This is a genomic window from Bacillus sp. BD59S, from assembly GCF_007363175.1.
Classification (GTDB): domain Bacteria; phylum Bacillota; class Bacilli; order Bacillales; family Bacillaceae_G; genus Bacillus_A; species Bacillus_A pacificus.
In genome coordinates this window covers 1117686-1136433 of the sequence record NZ_CP034686.1, presented here as the reverse complement: position 1 = coordinate 1136433, position 18748 = coordinate 1117686, and the positions used below count along the sequence as shown (strand labels likewise).

Annotated in this window: 20 protein-coding genes; 11 read left to right on the top strand and 9 right to left on the bottom strand. The window is 36.2% G+C overall.

Annotation, left to right across the window (positions count from 1 at the left end; genetic code table 11):
• Positions 1–95: 95 nt before the first annotated feature.
• From EKQ63_RS07750 to EKQ63_RS07730, 5 genes are all read left to right on the top strand, one after another.
• Positions 96–854: a class I SAM-dependent methyltransferase gene (locus tag EKQ63_RS07750; RefSeq protein WP_087951675.1), complete on the top strand. Its 759-nt coding sequence runs from the start codon at positions 96–98 to the stop codon at positions 852–854.
• A gap of 6 nt (positions 855–860) precedes the next feature.
• Positions 861–1796: a glycosyltransferase family 2 protein gene (locus EKQ63_RS07745; RefSeq protein ID WP_087994568.1), complete on the top strand. Its 936-nt coding sequence runs from the start codon at positions 861–863 to the stop codon at positions 1794–1796.
• Between the two features lie 146 nt (positions 1797–1942).
• Positions 1943–3103 (top strand): FtsW/RodA/SpoVE family cell cycle protein, encoded by a 1161-nt coding sequence (locus EKQ63_RS07740; protein ID WP_088327848.1) that lies wholly within the window; start codon positions 1943–1945, stop codon positions 3101–3103.
• A gap of 74 nt (positions 3104–3177) precedes the next feature.
• Positions 3178–3918, top strand: coding sequence for a bis(5'-nucleosyl)-tetraphosphatase PrpE (gene prpE, locus EKQ63_RS07735; protein WP_087951672.1), 741 nt, complete (start codon positions 3178–3180; stop codon positions 3916–3918).
• Between the two features lie 127 nt (positions 3919–4045).
• Positions 4046–5434 (top strand): peptidase G2 autoproteolytic cleavage domain-containing protein, encoded by a 1389-nt coding sequence (locus tag EKQ63_RS07730; RefSeq protein WP_143880934.1) that lies wholly within the window; start codon positions 4046–4048, stop codon positions 5432–5434.
• Positions 5435–5482: 48 nt separating this feature from the next.
• Here the strand turns inward: EKQ63_RS07730 and EKQ63_RS07725 are convergent, their stop codons facing one another.
• Genes EKQ63_RS07725 through EKQ63_RS07710 form a run of 4 tightly spaced genes read right to left on the bottom strand, consistent with a single transcriptional unit; the run spans position 5483 to position 8248 of the window.
• Positions 5483–6376 carry an RluA family pseudouridine synthase gene (locus EKQ63_RS07725; RefSeq protein ID WP_087951670.1) on the bottom strand — a complete coding sequence of 298 codons (894 nt, stop codon included), beginning with the start codon at positions 6374–6376 and terminating at the stop codon, positions 5483–5485.
• 15 nt (positions 6377–6391) lie between these two features.
• A complete protein-coding gene (locus EKQ63_RS07720) occupies positions 6392–7189 on the bottom strand; it encodes an NAD kinase (RefSeq protein WP_000673185.1) in 798 nt (265 codons plus the stop codon).
• Between the two features lie 18 nt (positions 7190–7207).
• Complete coding sequence (locus EKQ63_RS07715) at positions 7208–7846, bottom strand: GTP diphosphokinase (protein WP_001081482.1); 639 nt, start codon at positions 7844–7846, stop codon at positions 7208–7210.
• Positions 7847–7876: 30 nt separating this feature from the next.
• Positions 7877–8248 carry a UPF0738 family protein gene (locus EKQ63_RS07710; RefSeq protein WP_048553937.1) on the bottom strand — a complete coding sequence of 124 codons (372 nt, stop codon included), beginning with the start codon at positions 8246–8248 and terminating at the stop codon, positions 7877–7879.
• Positions 8249–8394: 146 nt separating this feature from the next.
• On the opposite strand from EKQ63_RS07710, the gene EKQ63_RS07705 reads away from it, so the two are divergent.
• From EKQ63_RS07705 to EKQ63_RS29845, 4 genes are all read left to right on the top strand, one after another.
• On the top strand, positions 8395–8973 hold the full coding sequence (locus EKQ63_RS07705; RefSeq protein WP_087951669.1) for a CYTH domain-containing protein: 579 nt from the start codon (positions 8395–8397) through the stop codon (positions 8971–8973).
• Between the two features lie 180 nt (positions 8974–9153).
• Entirely contained in the window at positions 9154–9552 is a 399-nt protein-coding gene (locus EKQ63_RS07700) for a globin domain-containing protein (protein WP_087951668.1), read from the top strand.
• Positions 9552–10445: a ClpXP adapter SpxH family protein gene (locus EKQ63_RS07695; RefSeq protein ID WP_087951667.1), complete on the top strand. Its 894-nt coding sequence runs from the start codon at positions 9552–9554 to the stop codon at positions 10443–10445. The genes EKQ63_RS07700 and EKQ63_RS07695 overlap by 1 nt, the downstream gene beginning before the upstream one ends.
• Before the next feature lie 229 nt (positions 10446–10674).
• Positions 10675–10848 carry a hypothetical protein gene (locus EKQ63_RS29845; protein ID WP_000754592.1) on the top strand — a complete coding sequence of 58 codons (174 nt, stop codon included), beginning with the start codon at positions 10675–10677 and terminating at the stop codon, positions 10846–10848.
• A gap of 117 nt (positions 10849–10965) precedes the next feature.
• Here the strand turns inward: EKQ63_RS29845 and pepF are convergent, their stop codons facing one another.
• The 4 genes from pepF to mecA form a co-directional block, all read right to left on the bottom strand.
• Entirely contained in the window at positions 10966–12792 is a 1827-nt protein-coding gene (gene pepF / locus EKQ63_RS07690; RefSeq protein WP_048553950.1) for an oligoendopeptidase F, read from the bottom strand.
• Between the two features lie 50 nt (positions 12793–12842).
• Positions 12843–14087, bottom strand: a complete 1245-nt coding sequence (locus EKQ63_RS07685; protein ID WP_143880933.1) for a competence protein CoiA — start codon at positions 14085–14087, stop codon at positions 12843–12845.
• A gap of 79 nt (positions 14088–14166) precedes the next feature.
• On the bottom strand, positions 14167–15711 hold the full coding sequence (locus EKQ63_RS07680; protein WP_000799204.1) for a cardiolipin synthase: 1545 nt from the start codon (positions 15709–15711) through the stop codon (positions 14167–14169).
• A 72-nt stretch (positions 15712–15783) separates the two neighbouring features.
• A complete protein-coding gene (gene mecA, locus EKQ63_RS07675; protein ID WP_000350710.1) occupies positions 15784–16467 on the bottom strand; it encodes an adaptor protein MecA in 684 nt (227 codons plus the stop codon).
• A 342-nt stretch (positions 16468–16809) separates the two neighbouring features.
• On the opposite strand from mecA, the gene EKQ63_RS07670 reads away from it, so the two are divergent.
• Complete coding sequence (locus EKQ63_RS07670; RefSeq protein ID WP_048553954.1) at positions 16810–17484, top strand: TerC family protein; 675 nt, start codon at positions 16810–16812, stop codon at positions 17482–17484.
• 49 nt (positions 17485–17533) lie between these two features.
• On the opposite strand, the gene spx is transcribed toward EKQ63_RS07670, so the two are convergent.
• Positions 17534–17929: a transcriptional regulator Spx gene (spx, locus tag EKQ63_RS07665; protein ID WP_000258267.1), complete on the bottom strand. Its 396-nt coding sequence runs from the start codon at positions 17927–17929 to the stop codon at positions 17534–17536.
• A gap of 592 nt (positions 17930–18521) precedes the next feature.
• Here spx and EKQ63_RS07660 point away from each other — a divergent pair.
• Positions 18522–18725 carry a hypothetical protein gene (locus EKQ63_RS07660; RefSeq protein ID WP_000559976.1) on the top strand — a complete coding sequence of 68 codons (204 nt, stop codon included), beginning with the start codon at positions 18522–18524 and terminating at the stop codon, positions 18723–18725.
• Positions 18726–18748: the final 23 nt, after the last annotated feature.

Below are 18748 nucleotides of genomic sequence, written 5' to 3'. Positions count from 1 at the left end.
CATAAGAACCAATCGTGTAAAGTTCCCCTCACTATAACTGATGAACTTATATACAATAGAAATCCCCTACTTTACTATAAGGACGGAGTGAATGTATGAACGAAAATAAGAGAAAATCCACATTAATTCCACCTCCAGAACTCGTTCAATATGTAGGTGGTGACTTTGAAGAAGTTGGAAAAGAGTTTATGCAGTATTTTATTGAAATTGGCAATGTAAAACCAAATGAAACAGTGTTAGATATAGGTTGCGGTATCGGCCGGATGGCGGTTCCATTAATGGATTATTTAAACGATGATGGTACTTATTATGGATTTGACTTATTCACTAAGGGAATTACATGGTGCAAAAATAACATTTCAACACGCCGTAACAATTTCCATTTTGAACATGTCGATATATATAATCAATTCTATAATCCTGATGGAAAAGAAGATGCTTCCCAATACAAGTTTCCATATGAAGATGAATCATTTGATTTTATTTTTTTAACGTCTATATTTACCCACCTCCTTCCGAAAGAATTGGAACATTACTTAAGTGAAATTTCTCGAGTTTTAAAAAAGGATGGGAGATGTTTCATTACTTTCTTTTTAATTAACCCTGAATCTTCCTATTTTTTAAATGCAGGTCTAAGTACGTTAGGTTTTTATCATCAAATTGACAATTGTTATGTTCTAAATAAAGAAATCCCGAATTTCGCAGTTGCCTATCTTGAGAAAGATATTCTTACCCTATTAAATAAGTATGGACTAGAAATGCAGACTCCTCCCCATTATGGCTCATGGTGTGGCAGAACTGAGCATACAAGTTATCAAGATATTATTCTTACACAAAAAATTTCTGAAAGGTAGTTGTATATGAATAATATAAAAAATCTGCCGCTCGTTTCCATCCTTATTCCCACCTATAATCGACCACATTATTTTAAAATTGCTCTAGAAAGTGCATTAGCACAAACGTATTCCAATATTGAAATCATTGTAGGAGACGATAGTACAAATAATGAAACAGAAAAATTAATATACCGACATTATTTACATAAGCATAAAAATATAACATACATTCGAAATGCCACTACTCTAGGGCAATTTCATAACGCCCTTATGCTCTTAAAGCAATCAAATGGAGAGTACATAAATTTCTTAATGGACGATGATATATTTTATAATAATAAAATCGAAAAAATGATGTTTTATTTCCAACAAGATTTAAATCAAGACATTGCACTTATCACCTCCTATCGCACTTGGATTGATGATAATGGAGATATAATTGAACAACATCCCTCCATGAAAAAATTATATGATGAAGATACTCTACTAAACGGGGAAGATTTTGGAAACCATATGCTTATACTGGGACAAAACATTATTGGTGAACCTACGACTGTACTCTTTCGAAAACATCTATTAGCAGAACCTTTCGGCACTTTAAATGGTAGAAAATATGGTTGTAGTGTTGATATGGCCTCTTGGATCAGTTTACTGTCAAAAGGTGATGCGATGTATATAACTGAGCCCTTAAGTTCATTCCGCCTTCACACGGGGCAGCAAGTACATCACAAATTCCTTGAAGGTTGTGAAGATTTTTCACATCTCGTTTTAACCTCCAAAAAATATGGTTTCTTACAAGATAGCACCCATTATAAATCGAGTCTGTTAAAAGCTTGCGAATGGCACGATGATGCCGTGAATTTTTATCAGTTATTCCCAAACCTCATTCCAACTTCCGATACACATGCCCGTCTCTCCCATTGTTTAAATATCATTACAAAAGAACTCCATGCCATATAGTCCATCACACGGTAGGCACTACTCCTTCCGTGTGATGTATGACTTCCCACAAATAGTGGAATAAATGTATGCATAGTCTGCTTGTATATTATTTTTATCATGACATGATCCATATACTTACTAGGCGATAGAAAGGAATACACACATTGAAAGATCCAAATTCTCAATATCAAATAGACTACGTATTACTATTCATTTTATTTGCCATTGGGATTGTTAGTTGTTTTGCAATTGCAAGTGCACAAGCCTCTTTACCACCATTTTTGCAACATGTAAATTTTGTATTAAAGCAAATCCAGTGGTACTTCATTGGATTCATAGCCATTGGTATAATTATGATTATTGATTTCGATCGTTATCAAAAAATTGCTTGGTATTTATATAGCTTTGCATTGGTACTACTTATTGGACTAGAATTTCAAGTACCAGGTGCCGTTACAATTAAAGGTGCGACCGCTTGGTACAGGCTCCCAGGCATCGGAAATTTCCAGCCTTCCGAAATTATGAAATTGTTTTTAATTATCGTCATCGGACGAATTATAGCTAATCATAATGAGAAATATTTTTACCGAACAATACACGACGATTTTCTATTACTCGGAAAAATATGCGCAACAAGTTTGCCGCCACTACTACTGATTGCAAAGGAACCTGATTTAGGAAACACAATGGTAATTTCAGCTATGCTCGCAGCAATGATATTAGTTTCTGGTATACGTTGGCGTTTTATTTTCGGGTTAGTTTCTGGTATCTTTGTATCTGGCTTTACATTAACGTATATTTTTTTCACTCATACAAAATTCTTTAAAGCACACATTTTACAAGAATATCAACTAAATCGCTTCTACGGCTGGTTAGCGCCATACAAATATGATGCGCAAGGCTATCAATTAAGACAAGCTTTCTTAGCTACCGGATCAGGAGAAATGCAAGGAAAAGGTTGGGAAAATGGACAAGTATACTTTCCAGAACCACATACAGATTTTATTTTCACGAATGTCGCTGAGCAATTCGGATTTTTAGGCGCAAGCGTCATTATTGCACTTTTTTTCCTACTTATTTTCCGCATGATTCATATCGCTATAGAGAGTAATGACCCTTTCGGTAGTTACATCTGCGCTGGTACAATCGGAATGTTTACTTTTCAAGTATTTCAAAATATCGGGATGACAATCGGATTACTACCTATTACAGGCATCACACTACCCCTTATGAGCTACGGAGGAAGCTCCTTACTCACATACATGATAGCGATTGGATTTGTTTTAAACGTCCGCTCAAGAACGAAAATCTTTATGTTCAACTGAAGCACAAAAACGGTATATTTTTATCTCTATCCTTTTTTAGATATACTAATGAAAAATATGATGGAGGTTTACATATGAAATATGACATTATAGGGGATATTCATGGATGCTTCCAAGAGTTTCAAGATTTAACCAAAAAACTCGGATATAACTGGAATAGTGACTTGCCGATTCACCCTGATCAACGCAAGCTTGCTTTTGTTGGCGATATCACAGATCGTGGTCCTCATTCATTACGTATGATTGAAATTGTATGGGAACTTGTCATAAATAAAAAAGTAGCGTATTACGCTCCGGGAAATCACTGCAATAAACTATACCGATTTTTCCTTGGACGTAATGTGACAATCGCTCATGGACTCGAAACAACTGTTGCCGAATATGAAGCACTGCCTTCTCATCAACAAAACATGATAAAAGAAAAATTCATCACACTTTACGAGCACTCCCCTTTATATCATGTACTCGATGAAAAAAGGTTAATTGTGTGTCACGCCGGCATTCGGCAAGATTACATAGGAAGACAAGATAAAAAAGTACAAACCTTTGTATTATACGGCGATATTACAGGAGAAAAACATGCTGACGGCTCTCCTGTCCGTCGCGACTGGGCAAAGGAGTATAAAGGAACAGCTTGGGTTGTATATGGACATACACCCGTAAAAGAACCCCGCTTTGTAAATCATACAGTCAATATTGACACTGGCGCTGTATTTGGTGGGAAATTAACTGGACTACGTTATCCTGAAATGGAGACTGTTTCCGTTCCTTCCTCCCTGCCTTTTGTCCCTGAGAAATTCCGCCCAATTTCATAACTTACGAGGGATGCCAGATCATTTAGGTCGCTCTCATATAAAAACTGCTTAAAGCAATGAAAAAAAGATGCAATAAAGTGCATCTTTTTTTCATTACACGGCATATACTGTCGCAGGAGGTGACAGAATGAAGAAAAAATCTTCTAAACAAAAAAGAAAATGCCCGCCTTTTTATCTGCCCATGTACGGAATTAACAACTGGTGCAGCATTCGAGCTGCCGCTTTAGAAGAACTGGAAGGACAAGAGGCTTCCCCAAAAATCAAAGCTCGACCCAAATATGTCTCTTTAGAAAATGCTGTAATGAGCCGCATAATTGATAATCGAAAAACAAAAAGGCAGCAAAAAGATAAACCTCTCTCTACTCATACTGAACAGATTGTGCCTTCTGAGCAAGTAGAGAAGAATACGGAAGAAAACAGCCCTGTAGCGATAAATAAAAAAGCGGAAGCAGAAATTCCAGCTGCTATTATAAATCAAGTAAAAAAAATTAAAGAAGCATTAGCACCATCAGGCAATATACAAACAGAAAAGACTATCATAATTCAAACCCCTACACCTGAAAATACAAAAGTAAAAAAAGGGGGGAGGTATGCACATGCAGAGGGTCTTCACTCTAATGCAGAGGGTACGGCTTCACATGCAGAAGGACTTCTGACACATGCAAAAGGTTCTTTCTCTCATGCAGAAGGATCAAAAACGAAAGCAACTGGACATAGTTCCCATAGTGAAGGAAGTGAAACGACAGCAGGTGGCGCTTATTCTCATGCGGAAGGTAAACATACAATCGCTTTAGGCGAAGCAGCACATGCAGAAGGAACCGCGACTATCGCTAACGGATTTTCTTCTCATGCGGAAGGTAATCATACATCAACAGCTCATTTTGCAGGTAGCCATATTATGGGGCGCTTCGGCACAGCAGATGAATCTTATTCTTGGTTTATTGCAAACGGCACAAATGAAACCGATCATAATATCGGTGCAAAGTGGCTTGCTCATAATGGAGAAATGTACATTGATGGCGCTTCTTACAATGCAAGCGGAACTGATTTTGCACAAATGTTTGAAACAGTAGACAATACTTTTATTGATGTAGGTTATTTCGTTACATTTAGTAGCGAAGAAAAAATTCGAATCGCTACTTCAAACGATTCATTCATCTTAGGAATATCTAGCGCCACCCCCGCTCTTATAGGAAATAGCGGCGCTTTAAGTTGGCAAAAACGCTATAAAACAGATAGCTTTGGAAAACGTCAATATGTACGTACGGAATCGCAAGACATACAACCTCTTTTAAATACAGAATGGGATCCAGCTTGCAAATATATAGCAAGAAAAGATCGTACCGAGTGGCTTCCTGTCGGATTAATCGGACAAATGTTAGTACGTGATGACGGCACTTGCGAAACGCATGGATATTGTCGTCCAAATAACGATGGCATTGCTACAAAATCTGAAAGTGGCTTTTTCGTTATAAAGCGCACGGGCGACAATCAAATTTTAATATTATTCCGCTAAGAAAAAAGGGAACAAAATTCTTCGTTACATAAGAATTTTGTTCCCTTTTTAAGTATGCGTTACTACCGCTTGCATATCGCTTGGAATCGGTGTAGTGAAAGACATTTCTTTCTCTAAAATAGGATGATAAAACGTCAGGGATGTACTGTGAAGCGCTTGTCGTTTCATTTCATCTCTTTTTCCACCATATAAATTATCACCAAGTAGCGGATGTCCTATGTGCGCCATATGTACACGAATTTGATGCGTTCTCCCTGTATCGAGCTCAAGTGATACATGCGTCTTATGATTGGCGCTATCGATCACTCTAAAATGAGTAACGGCTCTTTGCCCCTCCTCACAAACGGTTCGCTCAATAATGCTATCCGATTTTCGTCCAATCGGTGCGTCAATCGTTCCTTCTCTTTCTACCATCTCACCGTGAACGATCGCTTCATACGTTCTTTTCACAGCTTTTTGTTGATGCTGTTTCGATAAAAGATGATGTACGAAACGATTTTTTGCAATAAGCATAAGCCCTGAAGTATCACGGTCTAACCTCGTTACGATGTGCACCGTACTTGCAAGATGTTGCTTATCATAATGAGATAAAAGCGCATTTGCAACACTTCCGGCCGGGTGTTCTCTAGACGGAATCGTTGACATGTTCGCCTCTTTGTTTATGACAAGAACTGCATCATCTTCGTATACAATACATAAAGGGATATCTTCTGCAATCATCCCTTCACTTCTTTCCTCCACCGGAAAAAAGACACGTAATTCTTCACCAGCTTGCAACTGATGGCGAACGCTCGCATGTTGACCATTTACTTCAATTGCTCCGCCGTGAAACTTTATATCCGTTAATGCGGCTTTGGAGATCCCTTTTGTTTTTAAAAATTCTCTAACCAAAGTTCCTTCCTCAGCCGAGTCTATATCCCATTTCAATGTAAATCTGTTCAAATATATAAACCCTTTCTATTTATCTGCAACAAACGAGTCACGAACTCGTTTCCAGAACGGAAATGGACGGAAACGAACAAACCGTACTTTCTCGTTTGCCACGCGATACTGAATTGATTTCACATCTTGATGAACCATCGTTAAATGGTCCACCGTAATTTGTAAGTTCATTCCTGCAGTCGGCTTCAGCACGCATGTATGATGTTTCGGCAATACGAGCGGCGAACCTACCGTACGAAACACACGGTTATTAATAGATGCCATTTCTGCAATTTGAATCGCTTCAATAGAAGGGTGAATAATTGCTCCGCCAAGCGCCTTATTATACGCAGTACTTCCCGAAGGAGTAGAAATACAAAGGCCATCCCCGCGGAACGTTTCAAAGTACTCTCCGCGTATTTCCACTTCTGTTACTAATGTACCTTCTGCACTTTTCACAGTCGCTTCATTCATCGCTAAATACTGTGACTCTTTGCTCCCATTCACATAGCGAATAATCACTTCTAAAAGCGGATATTCCACCACTTGGAATGGTGTTTTAGCAATTGCAATTACTAATTTCTCTACTTCTGTCGGTAACCAATCTGCATAGAAACCTAAATGCCCTGTATGTACACCAACAAATGCTGTTTCATCCAATCGATTATAATAACGATGAAATGCATATAAAAGCGTTCCATCTCCCCCAACAGAAATTACAATATCGGGTTCCTGTTCATCCATTATAAATCCAAAATCTAGCAAGTATTCTTTCATCGTGCTTGCCAGTGCATCTGATGATTGATCTCCCTTTGACATAATTGTAAATTTCATCGCCCAACACCCTTTAGTTTATGATTCGGAATCTTTCGTTTCTTGCTTTCTTGAAAAAGCTTTTTGCGCTTCTTGAATTTCAAGACGGATAGAAGACATTTCTTCATCTAATAAAAATGCTGCTTCCGCTGCACGTTGCAAGCGTATTTTAATATCTTCAGGAAAACGTCCACTATATTTATAATTTAAAGAATGCTCAATTGTTGCCCAAAAGTTCATTGCTAGCGTACGTATTTGGATTTCTACCAATACTTTTTGTTCACCCTGAATCGTTTGAACTGGGTAACTAATGACAACGTGATAAGAACGATAACCGCTATCTTTCTTCTGCGTGACGTAATCACGTTCTTCCACAATTTCAAAGTCATTTCGTTTTCGAAGATATTCTACAACAGGCTTAATCTCATCAACAAATTGACACATCATTCGAAGGCCCGCGATATCTTGCATATCTTCTCGTAACCGGTCTAACGGTACATTTCTCTTCTCCGCTTTATCAATAATACTTGCAACCGACTTTACCCTTCCTGTTACAAACTCAATTGGAGAATGCTCTGTTAACATTGCAAATTGAGTACGCATTCCTTTTAGTTTCACTTTCAGCTCTGCCACCGCTTGGTGGTAAGGTGCTAAAAATTCTTCCCAATTTCGATTCATTTCAACCACCACCAAAATCAATCCATTTGCTTATAGAAATACTTTTTCTACAGCAGTTACTAGTTCTTCTCCGTAATTTGCATTACCTTCAATATTTTCAACTAAATATTCTACTTCTTCTTTTAACCCTTCTAATTCCATTTCAATGTCATTCACGCGAACGAACATAACCACGTCGTTATTCATCGCTTCATGCATTGCTTCCCAGCATGTGTGTGGAATGCTTACATAAATGAAAGATGATTCGTTTTCTAAGATATATAAAAATGATAAATTATCTGAGTCTACAAGTACGTGATTACGCGCACTTAACTCCTTTACCGCTATTTCACTATTTTCCGCACAAAAAATAAGAGCATTCTCTCTCTTTTCTACGCTCTTAACTTGGATTTTATTTTGCATGCTCTAACTCCTCCATCTCAACTTCCTGTCTTACTTAACAGTATTATTGTATCATAACATGGACGCAAACAAATAAAACATTGAACCAAATTTGCGAAAAAGCGATAATGTGTAAAGAATTATTTTTCAAAAGGAGCGCGCATACAATGACACAAGAAATTGAAATTGAATTTAAAAATATTGTTACAGAAGAAGAATTCAATACATTATGTAAATCATTCTCTATTGAAGGATTTATGAAACAGGTGAATCACTACTTTGAAACACCCAACTTCTCATTAAAAGAAGCTGGCTCTGCACTTCGTATTCGTCATAAAGGAGAAACTTATACATTAACATTGAAACAACCTGCAGAAGTCGGCTTGTTGGAAACGCATCAAGTTATAACAGCAGATGAAGCAAGATTGATGATGGAAACAAATACAATTATTCAAGGCGCTGTAGTAGATCAACTACACAAATTACAAATTCCTGTTTCTGCTTTAACTTATATGGGTAGTTTAACAACTGAAAGAGCCGAAACACTATTTGAAGGCGGAACGCTTGTCTTTGATCATAGTTTCTATTACAATCACGATGATTATGAAATTGAATTTGAAGTGCAAGATGAAGAAGCAGGCAAAGCTGCATTTATTCATTTGTTAAAGCAACACGACATACCAATCCGTCATACAAATAATAAAGTAAAACGCTTTTTCCTTGCCAAACAAAACAAAGCACGCTAAAGTGAAAATTCCACTAGTGAATACGTTCTACTAGTGGATACATCTCACTTTTTGAAAAAGAAAAGATTCTTTTACATCTGTAGAATAAGCAAAGAACGTTATGAAGGCTGTTTATTTGCCCTCCCTAACATTCCATTGCTACAATAGATATACATTTCATGGAAAAAGGAGTTTAAAAGGATGAGCAAGCAACCGATGACACCATTTGAAGCAATTGGCGGTGAACAATGCATTGCAATATTAGTAGACACATTTTATTCCTATGTCAGTAAACACCCTGACCTATCTCCCATCTTCCCGGATGATTTAACAGAAACAGCTAGGAAGCAGAAGCAATTTTTAACACAATATTTAGGTGGTCCTAATTTGTACACTGAAGAACATGGTCATCCTATGTTAAGAGCACGCCATCTCCCGTTTGAGATTACTCCAAAACGAGCAGAGTCTTGGCTATCGTGCATGGAGCAAGCAATGGATGATACAGGAGTGCACGGTCATATAAGAGAGTTCGTTTTTGAACGTTTAGCATTAACTGCTCAGCATATGGTTAATACTCCAGACGAAACAGGTGAAATATAATGGATAAACAGGAAGCAAAGCATATCAATATGCCATCTCCTTCCGCATGTGAGCATAAGTCTGTAGAAGCATATTTATTTATTGATCCACTTTGTAAAGATTGCTGGGAAATTGAGCCCTTTATTATTAAACTATGGCTTGAATATGGGAAATACTTCTCTATTCGTCATATCGTAACAGGAAAAGTGGACGGAACGAACGCTTCCTCACACAAATGGAATAAACCTGCTAATATTCGATTTGTGTGGGAAAAGACAACAAGTTTACAAGGTTTTTCATGTGATGGAAAGGTACATATGCAAGAGGCATCGTCAACACCATATTTAGTTTCGATGGCAATTAAGGCAGCGGAGTTGCAAGGCCGAAAAGCAGGTTCGAAGTTTTTGCGAAAACTCCAAGAATACATTTTCCTTGAAAATGTATCAAATCCTAACTGCGAATTATTACTTGCATGCGCAAAAGATAGCGATATTGATGTAGAAGAATTTAAAAAAGACCTATATTCAGCTAGCGCAAAAAAAGCTTTCCAATGTGACTTGAAATTTACAAATGAGATGCATATTACAGAAATACCTTCTCTCGTATTTTTTCATGCAAATTCAGATGAAGAAGGTATTAAAATCGCTGGAACGTATTCCTATGACGTATACGTACAATTATTAAAAGAACTTGTAAAATGTGAAATTGAGCCAGAACCATTACCATCTTTAGAGGTATTACTAGAAGCAACGCAATTTATATCTTCAAAAGAAGTAGCATTTATATATGACTGCTCGAAGCAAGAAATTGAGCGTGAACTAAAAAAATTACAACTGAAACGAAAAGTACAAATGATTGATGTAAAATGTGAGCGTTATTGGAAATGGATAGCAAAAGAAAAAGACCTGGTGTAAACACCAGGTCTTTTTCTTTACGGCTTATAAAAATATTAAAGGGGATGGGAGAAATTTTCACGTTCAAACAAAGGGGTATATGTTTGTATGTGAATTCGTTCACGCTTATTATATTACAAGATTCGACGTCAGATGACAACCCCTTTTGTCGAATTTCACACTTTTGTCACATTCTAAACGTTTTCATTTTTGAATAAGCTATAAAAAAGCTATTTTGGAGGTGTTCTGTATGAAAAAAACGTATATTTTACTTATCATTCTAGCTATCATTGTTTCTTTTTTCTTGTACATCCTCTCTCTACTACAAGCTTTTCCTAAAATGATTGCCTTCCCTCTTTTATTTGGAGTCATTGTCATCGCTCTCTCTTATTTCAACCATAAGAAACGATTTAAAGGGTTTTAATGGACTGTAAAACTGCCTTCTAATTTAGAAAAAAGAAGACAATTCACTTTATTTTCTCGACAAATATCGACAAAATGACATTAAGAAAAAGACGAGGCAAATTCCTCGTCTTTTCTATTACTTCTCTTCAAATAATAATGCTTCTAATTCATTTAATTTCTCTTCAAATACTTGCAATGCTTCTTTTACTGGTTCTGGAGATGCCATATCTACTCCAGCTTTCTTCAGCACTTCAATTGGATAATCTGAGCTTCCTGCTTTTAAGAACTCATTAATGTAACGTTCTACTGCTGGTTGCCCTTCTTCTAAAATTTGTTTAGATAGAGCCGTTGCTGCACTAAATCCTGTTGCGTATTGGTATACGTAATAGTTGTAGTAGAAGTGCGGAATACGAGACCACTCTAAACCAATTTCTTCATCAATTACTAAAGCATCACCGAAATATTTCTTATTTAAATCATAGTAGATCTCCGTTAACATGTCTGGCGTTACCGCATGTCCCTCTTGTACTTTCTTATGAATAATATGCTCAAACTCTGCGAACATCGTTTGACGGAATACAGTACCACGGAATCCTTCTAAATAATGATTTAATAAGTATAGACGCTCTTTCTTATCTTCTGTCGTTTTTAATAAATAATCGTTTAGAAGCGCTTCATTACAAGTTGATGCTACTTCCGCAACGAAGATTGAATAGTCACCGTATACGTGCGGCTGCGTTTTTCTTGTGTAGTAACTATGGACAGAATGGCCAAATTCATGAGCAAGTGTAAATAAATTATTTACATTATCATGCCAGTTCATTAAAATATAAGGATTTGTTCCATATGCACCAGATGAATATGCTCCGCTTCGTTTTCCTTTATTCTCATACACATCTACCCAGCGATTTTCATATGCTTCTTTCAAAATATCAACATACTCATCACCAAGTACATGTAAAGACTTTAATAACATGTCTTGCGCTTCTTCATACTTCACATTCATTTTCACTTCTGGTACAAGTGGTGTATATAAATCATACATATGAAGCTCATCAAGCCCTAGTGCACGCTTACGAATATCAATGTAACGATGTAGCAAGTGTAAATTATCATTTACAGATTCAACGAGTTGATCGTACACCGCTTCAGGAATATTATTATTACTTAATGCTGCTTGACGTGCAGAGTCATATTTACGAACGCGTGCATTAAAATTATTACGCTTTACAGCTCCGCTTAACGTACTTGCAAATGTGTTCTTATATTTTCCGTACGTTTCATATACAGCTTTGAACGCATCTTCGCGCACACGACGATCATCACTTTCTAAAAACTGAATGTAACGACCATGTGTGATTTCTACTTCTTCTCCATCCTCACCTTTAATAGATGGAAATTTCAAATCCGCATTATTCAACATGCCAAATGTATTACTTGACGCACTCATTACTTCAGATGCTTCTGCTAATAAAGCCTCTTCCGCTTCAGATAATACGTGCGGACGTTGGCGCGTAATTTCTTCTAATGCATGTTCATATACACTTAAGTCTCTATTTTCTTTCAAGAATGTTTGCAGTGTATCTTCTGAAATCGATAAAATTTCAGGCACAATATATGCTGTGCTACTAGATACTTGTGAATATAAATTTGTCGCGCGGTCATTTAACGCTTGATACACAGAGTTTGTTGTATCTTGATCGTAACGCATATGTGCATATGTATATAGCTTACCTAATCGCATTGAAATTTCATCTTCATATTGCAATGCTTCAAGTAAATTGTTCGCAGAGTCACCAAGTTTCCCTTTAAATTCAGTTAACTTCGGTAATAACTCTTTAATAGCTTGGAATTCTTGTTCCCATTCTGCATCTGTTTGGAAAATATCTTCTAATCGCCACGTACTTGATTCTTCAATCTCGTTACGATCTGGTAATGTTTTTGCTGTGTTTTGTTCAGACATCCTTTAAGCCCTCCTTTAAATATCTCTACTTACATACAATTCGATTTTTCTTATGTAATTCCTTCACGATCAGTCTTTATTATATCCCCTTTTCCTTCTCTCATGTTGTACTTTTCCTCAAATAAAGATAAGGCATACGCTAAGCAAACTTCATCATATTTCATAACTTCTTCCTCTGTTTTCAGCATAACTATCCTCCTTTTTTTTTGGTACTTATATGTCCCTACTTTCTGCAATACACCTACATAGCATAAAAATGTCATATATTCAGTAACTGCTACTTTCCATATATGCTGTGCAAAGTACGGGAGCATACGCCTTTTCGTATACTTTTTTATATAACTACACACGTATGGAAGGGAAATATACTCCCCTACCGCAAGCTCACCTATACACTTCATATATAAAAAAGCTTGCCATATAAATGGATTTGTTTGAAAAGCAAATGAGGACGGAAGCGGCACACCAATTTCAGAAGGGAAATTTGCTGGGGTATATTTACATTGATACAAGAGGCGTAATAGTGACTTATGATTATAATTCCAAATAGGCAAAGCATTTTTTCGAAAATAGTCCTTTCGCTTCTTCCATTCTCGTTCTAATATCTCCTTTTGAAAAGGAACAGAAGAAAAGAGCATTTCAAAAGTAGTCGTTTCAGTTGGTAAATATATAATATGTGAGAAAGAGACGCTTGTAGAAACTGAAGTCATAAACGTGCATTTCATAAATGATTTTTGTTTCGAACAGAAGAAAATAAGAAGTGGTTGAGGGTAAGATTGTAAGGAGAAAGCCATAAGGGAGGAGAATTTCATCCAATAGACAGAGTGCTTTTTCAATTGATTTCCACCGATAATCCAAATGACCTGTATACCAGCTCGCCAATACGAATAGGTTCGTTTGTACAGCTGTTCTATAGAGAGATTCGCGCACTGGTATTCAATCGCAGCCTTTCTCCCTGCTCTCTCTATAAGAATATCCGGACGTTGCTGAATCTCTGGTAAATAATGCTCTATATCTACATGAAAGTTTTGACGTTTGAACCATCTATATAACAATTCTTTACCGTGCCTATGATACATAGATTCTGCTTCATAAAAGGCTAAACATGAATCTTCTTTCTTATGAGCAAAATGCCACTTTTTTTGTTTTCCTAATCTCATTAGTACTTTCTTCCCACAAGCTATACAATAGAAACTTTCCCTTTTCCGCATACGGTGCAAAAGCTCTTCATCATGATGATAGAGTAGATTAATTTTTTCTCCGTTTTCTCTTTTAGCAATAAACATCGTAATCACATCCTTTCAGCTCCTTATATTCTACAATTTATTACAAATTCCTTTAAAAAAGAGATGTCCCAATTTCGGACATCTCTTTTTATAATAATGGCGATAATAGCCGATACGTTGATTCAACAATTCGTCTATGCAGACGCCTTTTATGAAAACGATCGACGTGAATTTCACTGGATTCTTCTAAATCGTCTTTAAAATCTTGAACAAGCTTTCGAATGCTATCTGTATCATATAAAAAGGCATTTACTTCAAAGTTCAAATGAAAACTTCTCATATCCATATTAGCTGTCCCAATTGAAGCTAAATCAGAATCAACAATGACAACTTTACTATGGAGAAAACCTTTTTCGTATTCATAGATCTTTACCCCTGCATCTAAAAGCTCTGGGAAGTACGATCTTGATGCATAAAAGACAGTGCGCTTATCAGGCTTACTCGGCATTAACAAACGAACATCAATACCAGCAAGTGCCGCTACTTTTAATGCGGACAAAATATCATCATCCGGGATGAAATACGGCGTTGCAATCCAAATGGATTTCCGCGCAGAAGCAATCATAGCAAAATATAAATGTTTAATTGTTTCCCATTTATTATCCGGCCCACCTGCAACGAGCTGCACGCCTCCCCAATGCTCCCCCTCAACTGCTTTCGCTTGTAAATATTCAGGGGCTAGCACCGCCTCACCAGTCATATAAAACCAATCTTGAAGGAAAATAAGTTGCAAACTTTGCACAGCTTCACCACGCAAATATAAATGTGTGTCTCGCCAAAAGCCGAAGTACTTATCCTTCCCTAAATATTCATCACCAATATTTAATCCACCTACGAATCCTTCGTTTCCATCAATAATAACGATTTTTCGGTGGTTTCGATAATTAATCTTATCGTTTAAAATCGGAAAGCGCACAGGGAAGAACGGAATCATTTCGACACCCGCGTCGTTTAATTCTTCAATATATGATTTTGATAATTTAAAACTTCCAACCGCATCATATAAAAAACGAACGACTACGCCCTCTTTTGATTTTTGTATTAAAATATCTTTAATTTCTGTTCCAAGCTTATCATCACGCACAATGTAATATTCCATATGAATGTGATGTTTCGCTCGTTTTAATCCATCTAAAATGGCCTGAAACGTTTCATCTCCATTTGTTAATGTTCTCGTTTCAGTTTGAAATGAAATATTTAAAGCGCCTAAGCGATCCGCTAAACGAAATAACAGCTCTTGATGCTTATGATTGCGCAAAATCCGTTCTTCGTAATCTTCATGCCCCTTATATTGTAAAAACGCTTGTTCATCGAGCAAAGCCTTCTTTTGGAACATTCTCTTCCTCCGAAAGTTCTGTCCGAATAATAAATAAGCGAAGAATCCAAATACCGGAAAAATCCCTAACACAATGAGCCATGTAAGTGTTTTTGACGGATGACGGTTCTCTAAGAAAATAACGCAGCCAATTAAAAATGCAGATACCGTAAATAAAATACTAATAATACCTAAAATCGAAACATCTTTTATCCCAATTACATCCGAATAAAATGCTACATCAATAAACATACGTAATGACACAAATAATGCAAACAATAGTAATACAAAGAAAATCAACTTTAACGTATTTTTCATCTCTTACCTCCTTACTAAGAAAGCTTTCCTATTCTTCATATAAAAAGCCGATTTCATACTACAGAAATCGGCCTACGTTTTAGCAGGAAAATTATTGCGAATTGTTTCAAGCGCATGCTCTTTCACAATTTGTTTCCCATACTCACTTACACGATGAATTGTTAAAGTGGATTCTTCCCCGTATTCTAAAACAATGCTTAAAATACGATCAATTTCTTCTTCATCATGTAGCACTTCATCGAATTCCACATATACATAATAGCGGTCCTCAAATGAATACAGCTCATCTTTTATATCTTCAAAGATAAGACGGTGGCTTAATGAAATGACATCTTCAAAATCATTAAACTTAATTAAAAAACCAAACGTACCATCTTCGTTAAAGTTTGTACCTGCTTGTTCCTCTACCTCTTCCACTAATTCTTGCTGGAATAATGATTCAATACCTTCATCTAGAGGAATGTCTATAATTTTATCTACACCTATTGGTAGTTCTAACTTTTGTCCATCCTTTGAAAGTTCTGCTTTCGTTACAAGTACTTCAATCCCTTTATCGACTGCTTGCACTTGAATCCATAACGGCCCATCAATAAAGAAATCGTCATGATCACGAGCTTCGTCCATCATTTCCCAAAAGAGCTCTTCGCTTCTTTCGCGGTCATACCAAATTTCCTCACGATTAAAGCCTCTGTCCTCTATATCAATGTACGTAATAAAAAATTTCATCGTATGATCATTAATTCTTTCAATATCCAAAATACAACTCTCCCTTCCTGCTTAGAATTGTTATGAAGGGATTCCCCACTCATATGACAAATCAATAGATTCTTGTACTCTCATTTTATGATAAGATTCTCCAGAATGGAAATAAAATCGATTTATTTTACAAAAATAGTTATATACCTATCTTCATTCGATGTTATACACAAATATATCATTATGGCGATTTCTCACTTATAAAAAATTTGGACATACATTTCCATCTTCCCCCGTACACTGTAATAAAGTGAAACTTTTATTAGAGAAAATCCTTTAGTCTCTTTTTTCACCGCATACATATAGTTCGCTTATTAAAACATCATAAATGGAGGCAGACGAATGGACTTAGAGTTTTTAACATCTGTACTAATGATTGTCGGTATCGATGTTGTATTAGGTGGTGACAACGCAATTGTTATCGCACTAGCTAGCCGAAATTTACCTGAATCGAAACGAAATAAAGCTATTTTGATCGGTACTCTTTTAGCAATCGTACTAAGAATTATCCTTACTATACTAGCTGTCTATTTGCTCGACATTCCATTTCTGCAACTTATCGGGGGCATTTTACTTACATTAATTGCAGTAAATTTACTAACTGATAATAGCAACGATCTTTCTTCTATTCAAGGAAAAACAACTTTATTTCAAGCTGTGCGTACAATTGTATTCGCGGACCTTGTTATGGGATTTGACAACGTTATCGCCATTGCAGGGGCAGCTCACGGAAGATTTTTACTCGTAATAATCGGTTTACTCATTTCTATCCCGATTATTATTTGGGGCAGCAAACTCATTTTAATACTTATGGAACGCTTTCCATTCCTCATTTATTGCGGGGCAGCAATTCTCGCTTATACAGCAGGGAAAATGGTCACACATGAAGACAGACTGGCAACCTTTTTTCATAACAACCCAAGTTTCACTGCAGGCATTCCTTACTTATTTATTTTTACCATCTTATGCATCGGCTTTATCGTTCAACGAGTTCGATTACGAAATGTGAAACATTAAAAAAAACCTTCTACTATATAATAGGTAGAAGGTTTTCATATTATTATAATTAATTTACAAGACGCTGTGCTTCACGTAATTGGAACGTTCTTACTGTACGTGGTAAGAAACGGCGGATTTCGTCTTCATTGTAACCTACTTGAAGGCGTTTCTCGTCAATCATAATTGGACGACGTAAAATCCCTGGATAGTCACGAATCATCTTATATAAATCTTGAAGTGGTAAAGACTCTAAGTTTACATTTAATTCTTGGAAAACTTTCGAACGAGTAGAAATAATCTCATCCGTTCCGCTCTCTGTCATACGTAAAATCTCTTTAATTTCCTCAATCGTTAACGGATCTGAGAAAATATTACGTTCTGTATAAGGAATATGATTTTCCTCTAGCCATAATTTCGCCTTTCTACAAGACGTACAGCTTGGAGAACTATATAATGTTACCATACAAAGCTCACTCTCCTTAAAGAGTACAAATTCTGTACTAATTACAGTTTAAATTTCTTAATTCAGCAATTTTTCGCGATACCTTGTCTTAAAACAAAGTGCAAAAATTGCTTTTCATGTAAGCAACAACTTTTAGTAAACAACAATTACTTTTAATAAGTAACTTCTATAATCATTATACAATAGATTTTGCAAGAAATATACAGTAAATTTCCTTCTAATTGAGAAAACTCTTCCGTGTATTCCACTGCTATGTAACATAATCGCACTTACTTCAGCTGTTCTTTAACAATAACCTTCAACCCTCTTAACACTTGCTTTTCATAGATTTTTCATATGATTTATAGTTATTTCCTCATAATCTTTTCTATGAAAAAGAGAACGTTTTCTTACCTTTTTTTGATAAATCAATTAAGAAATGTAAGACTATATAAGTGAGAATCAAAAGAACATTTGTTCTTATTTTAACAAACATTCTCATTCATGTCTATACGATTTCTAAAATATATTAAATATTTTTCTGACATTTCTTTCTTTTTTATCTTTTATCTCATACAATAAACATACAGACAGGCAAAGGGGGAATTTGCAAATGATTGCTTTTTTTATTGATTTTGTCACGGTTGCTGCCCTCATCATCGGAATAACAGCATTGATTGGTGTCATTACAAATAGCATTGGTGAAAAACTCTTTGGCGGAAAAGAAAAGATGAAGTTTGTTAATAAAAGTTTGGATGTACAATCCGGCTGGAACGAGGTTGGCGGGAAAGGTATTTATAAGAAACGTACGTATTAAAAAAAGCAGGTAATCACCTGCTT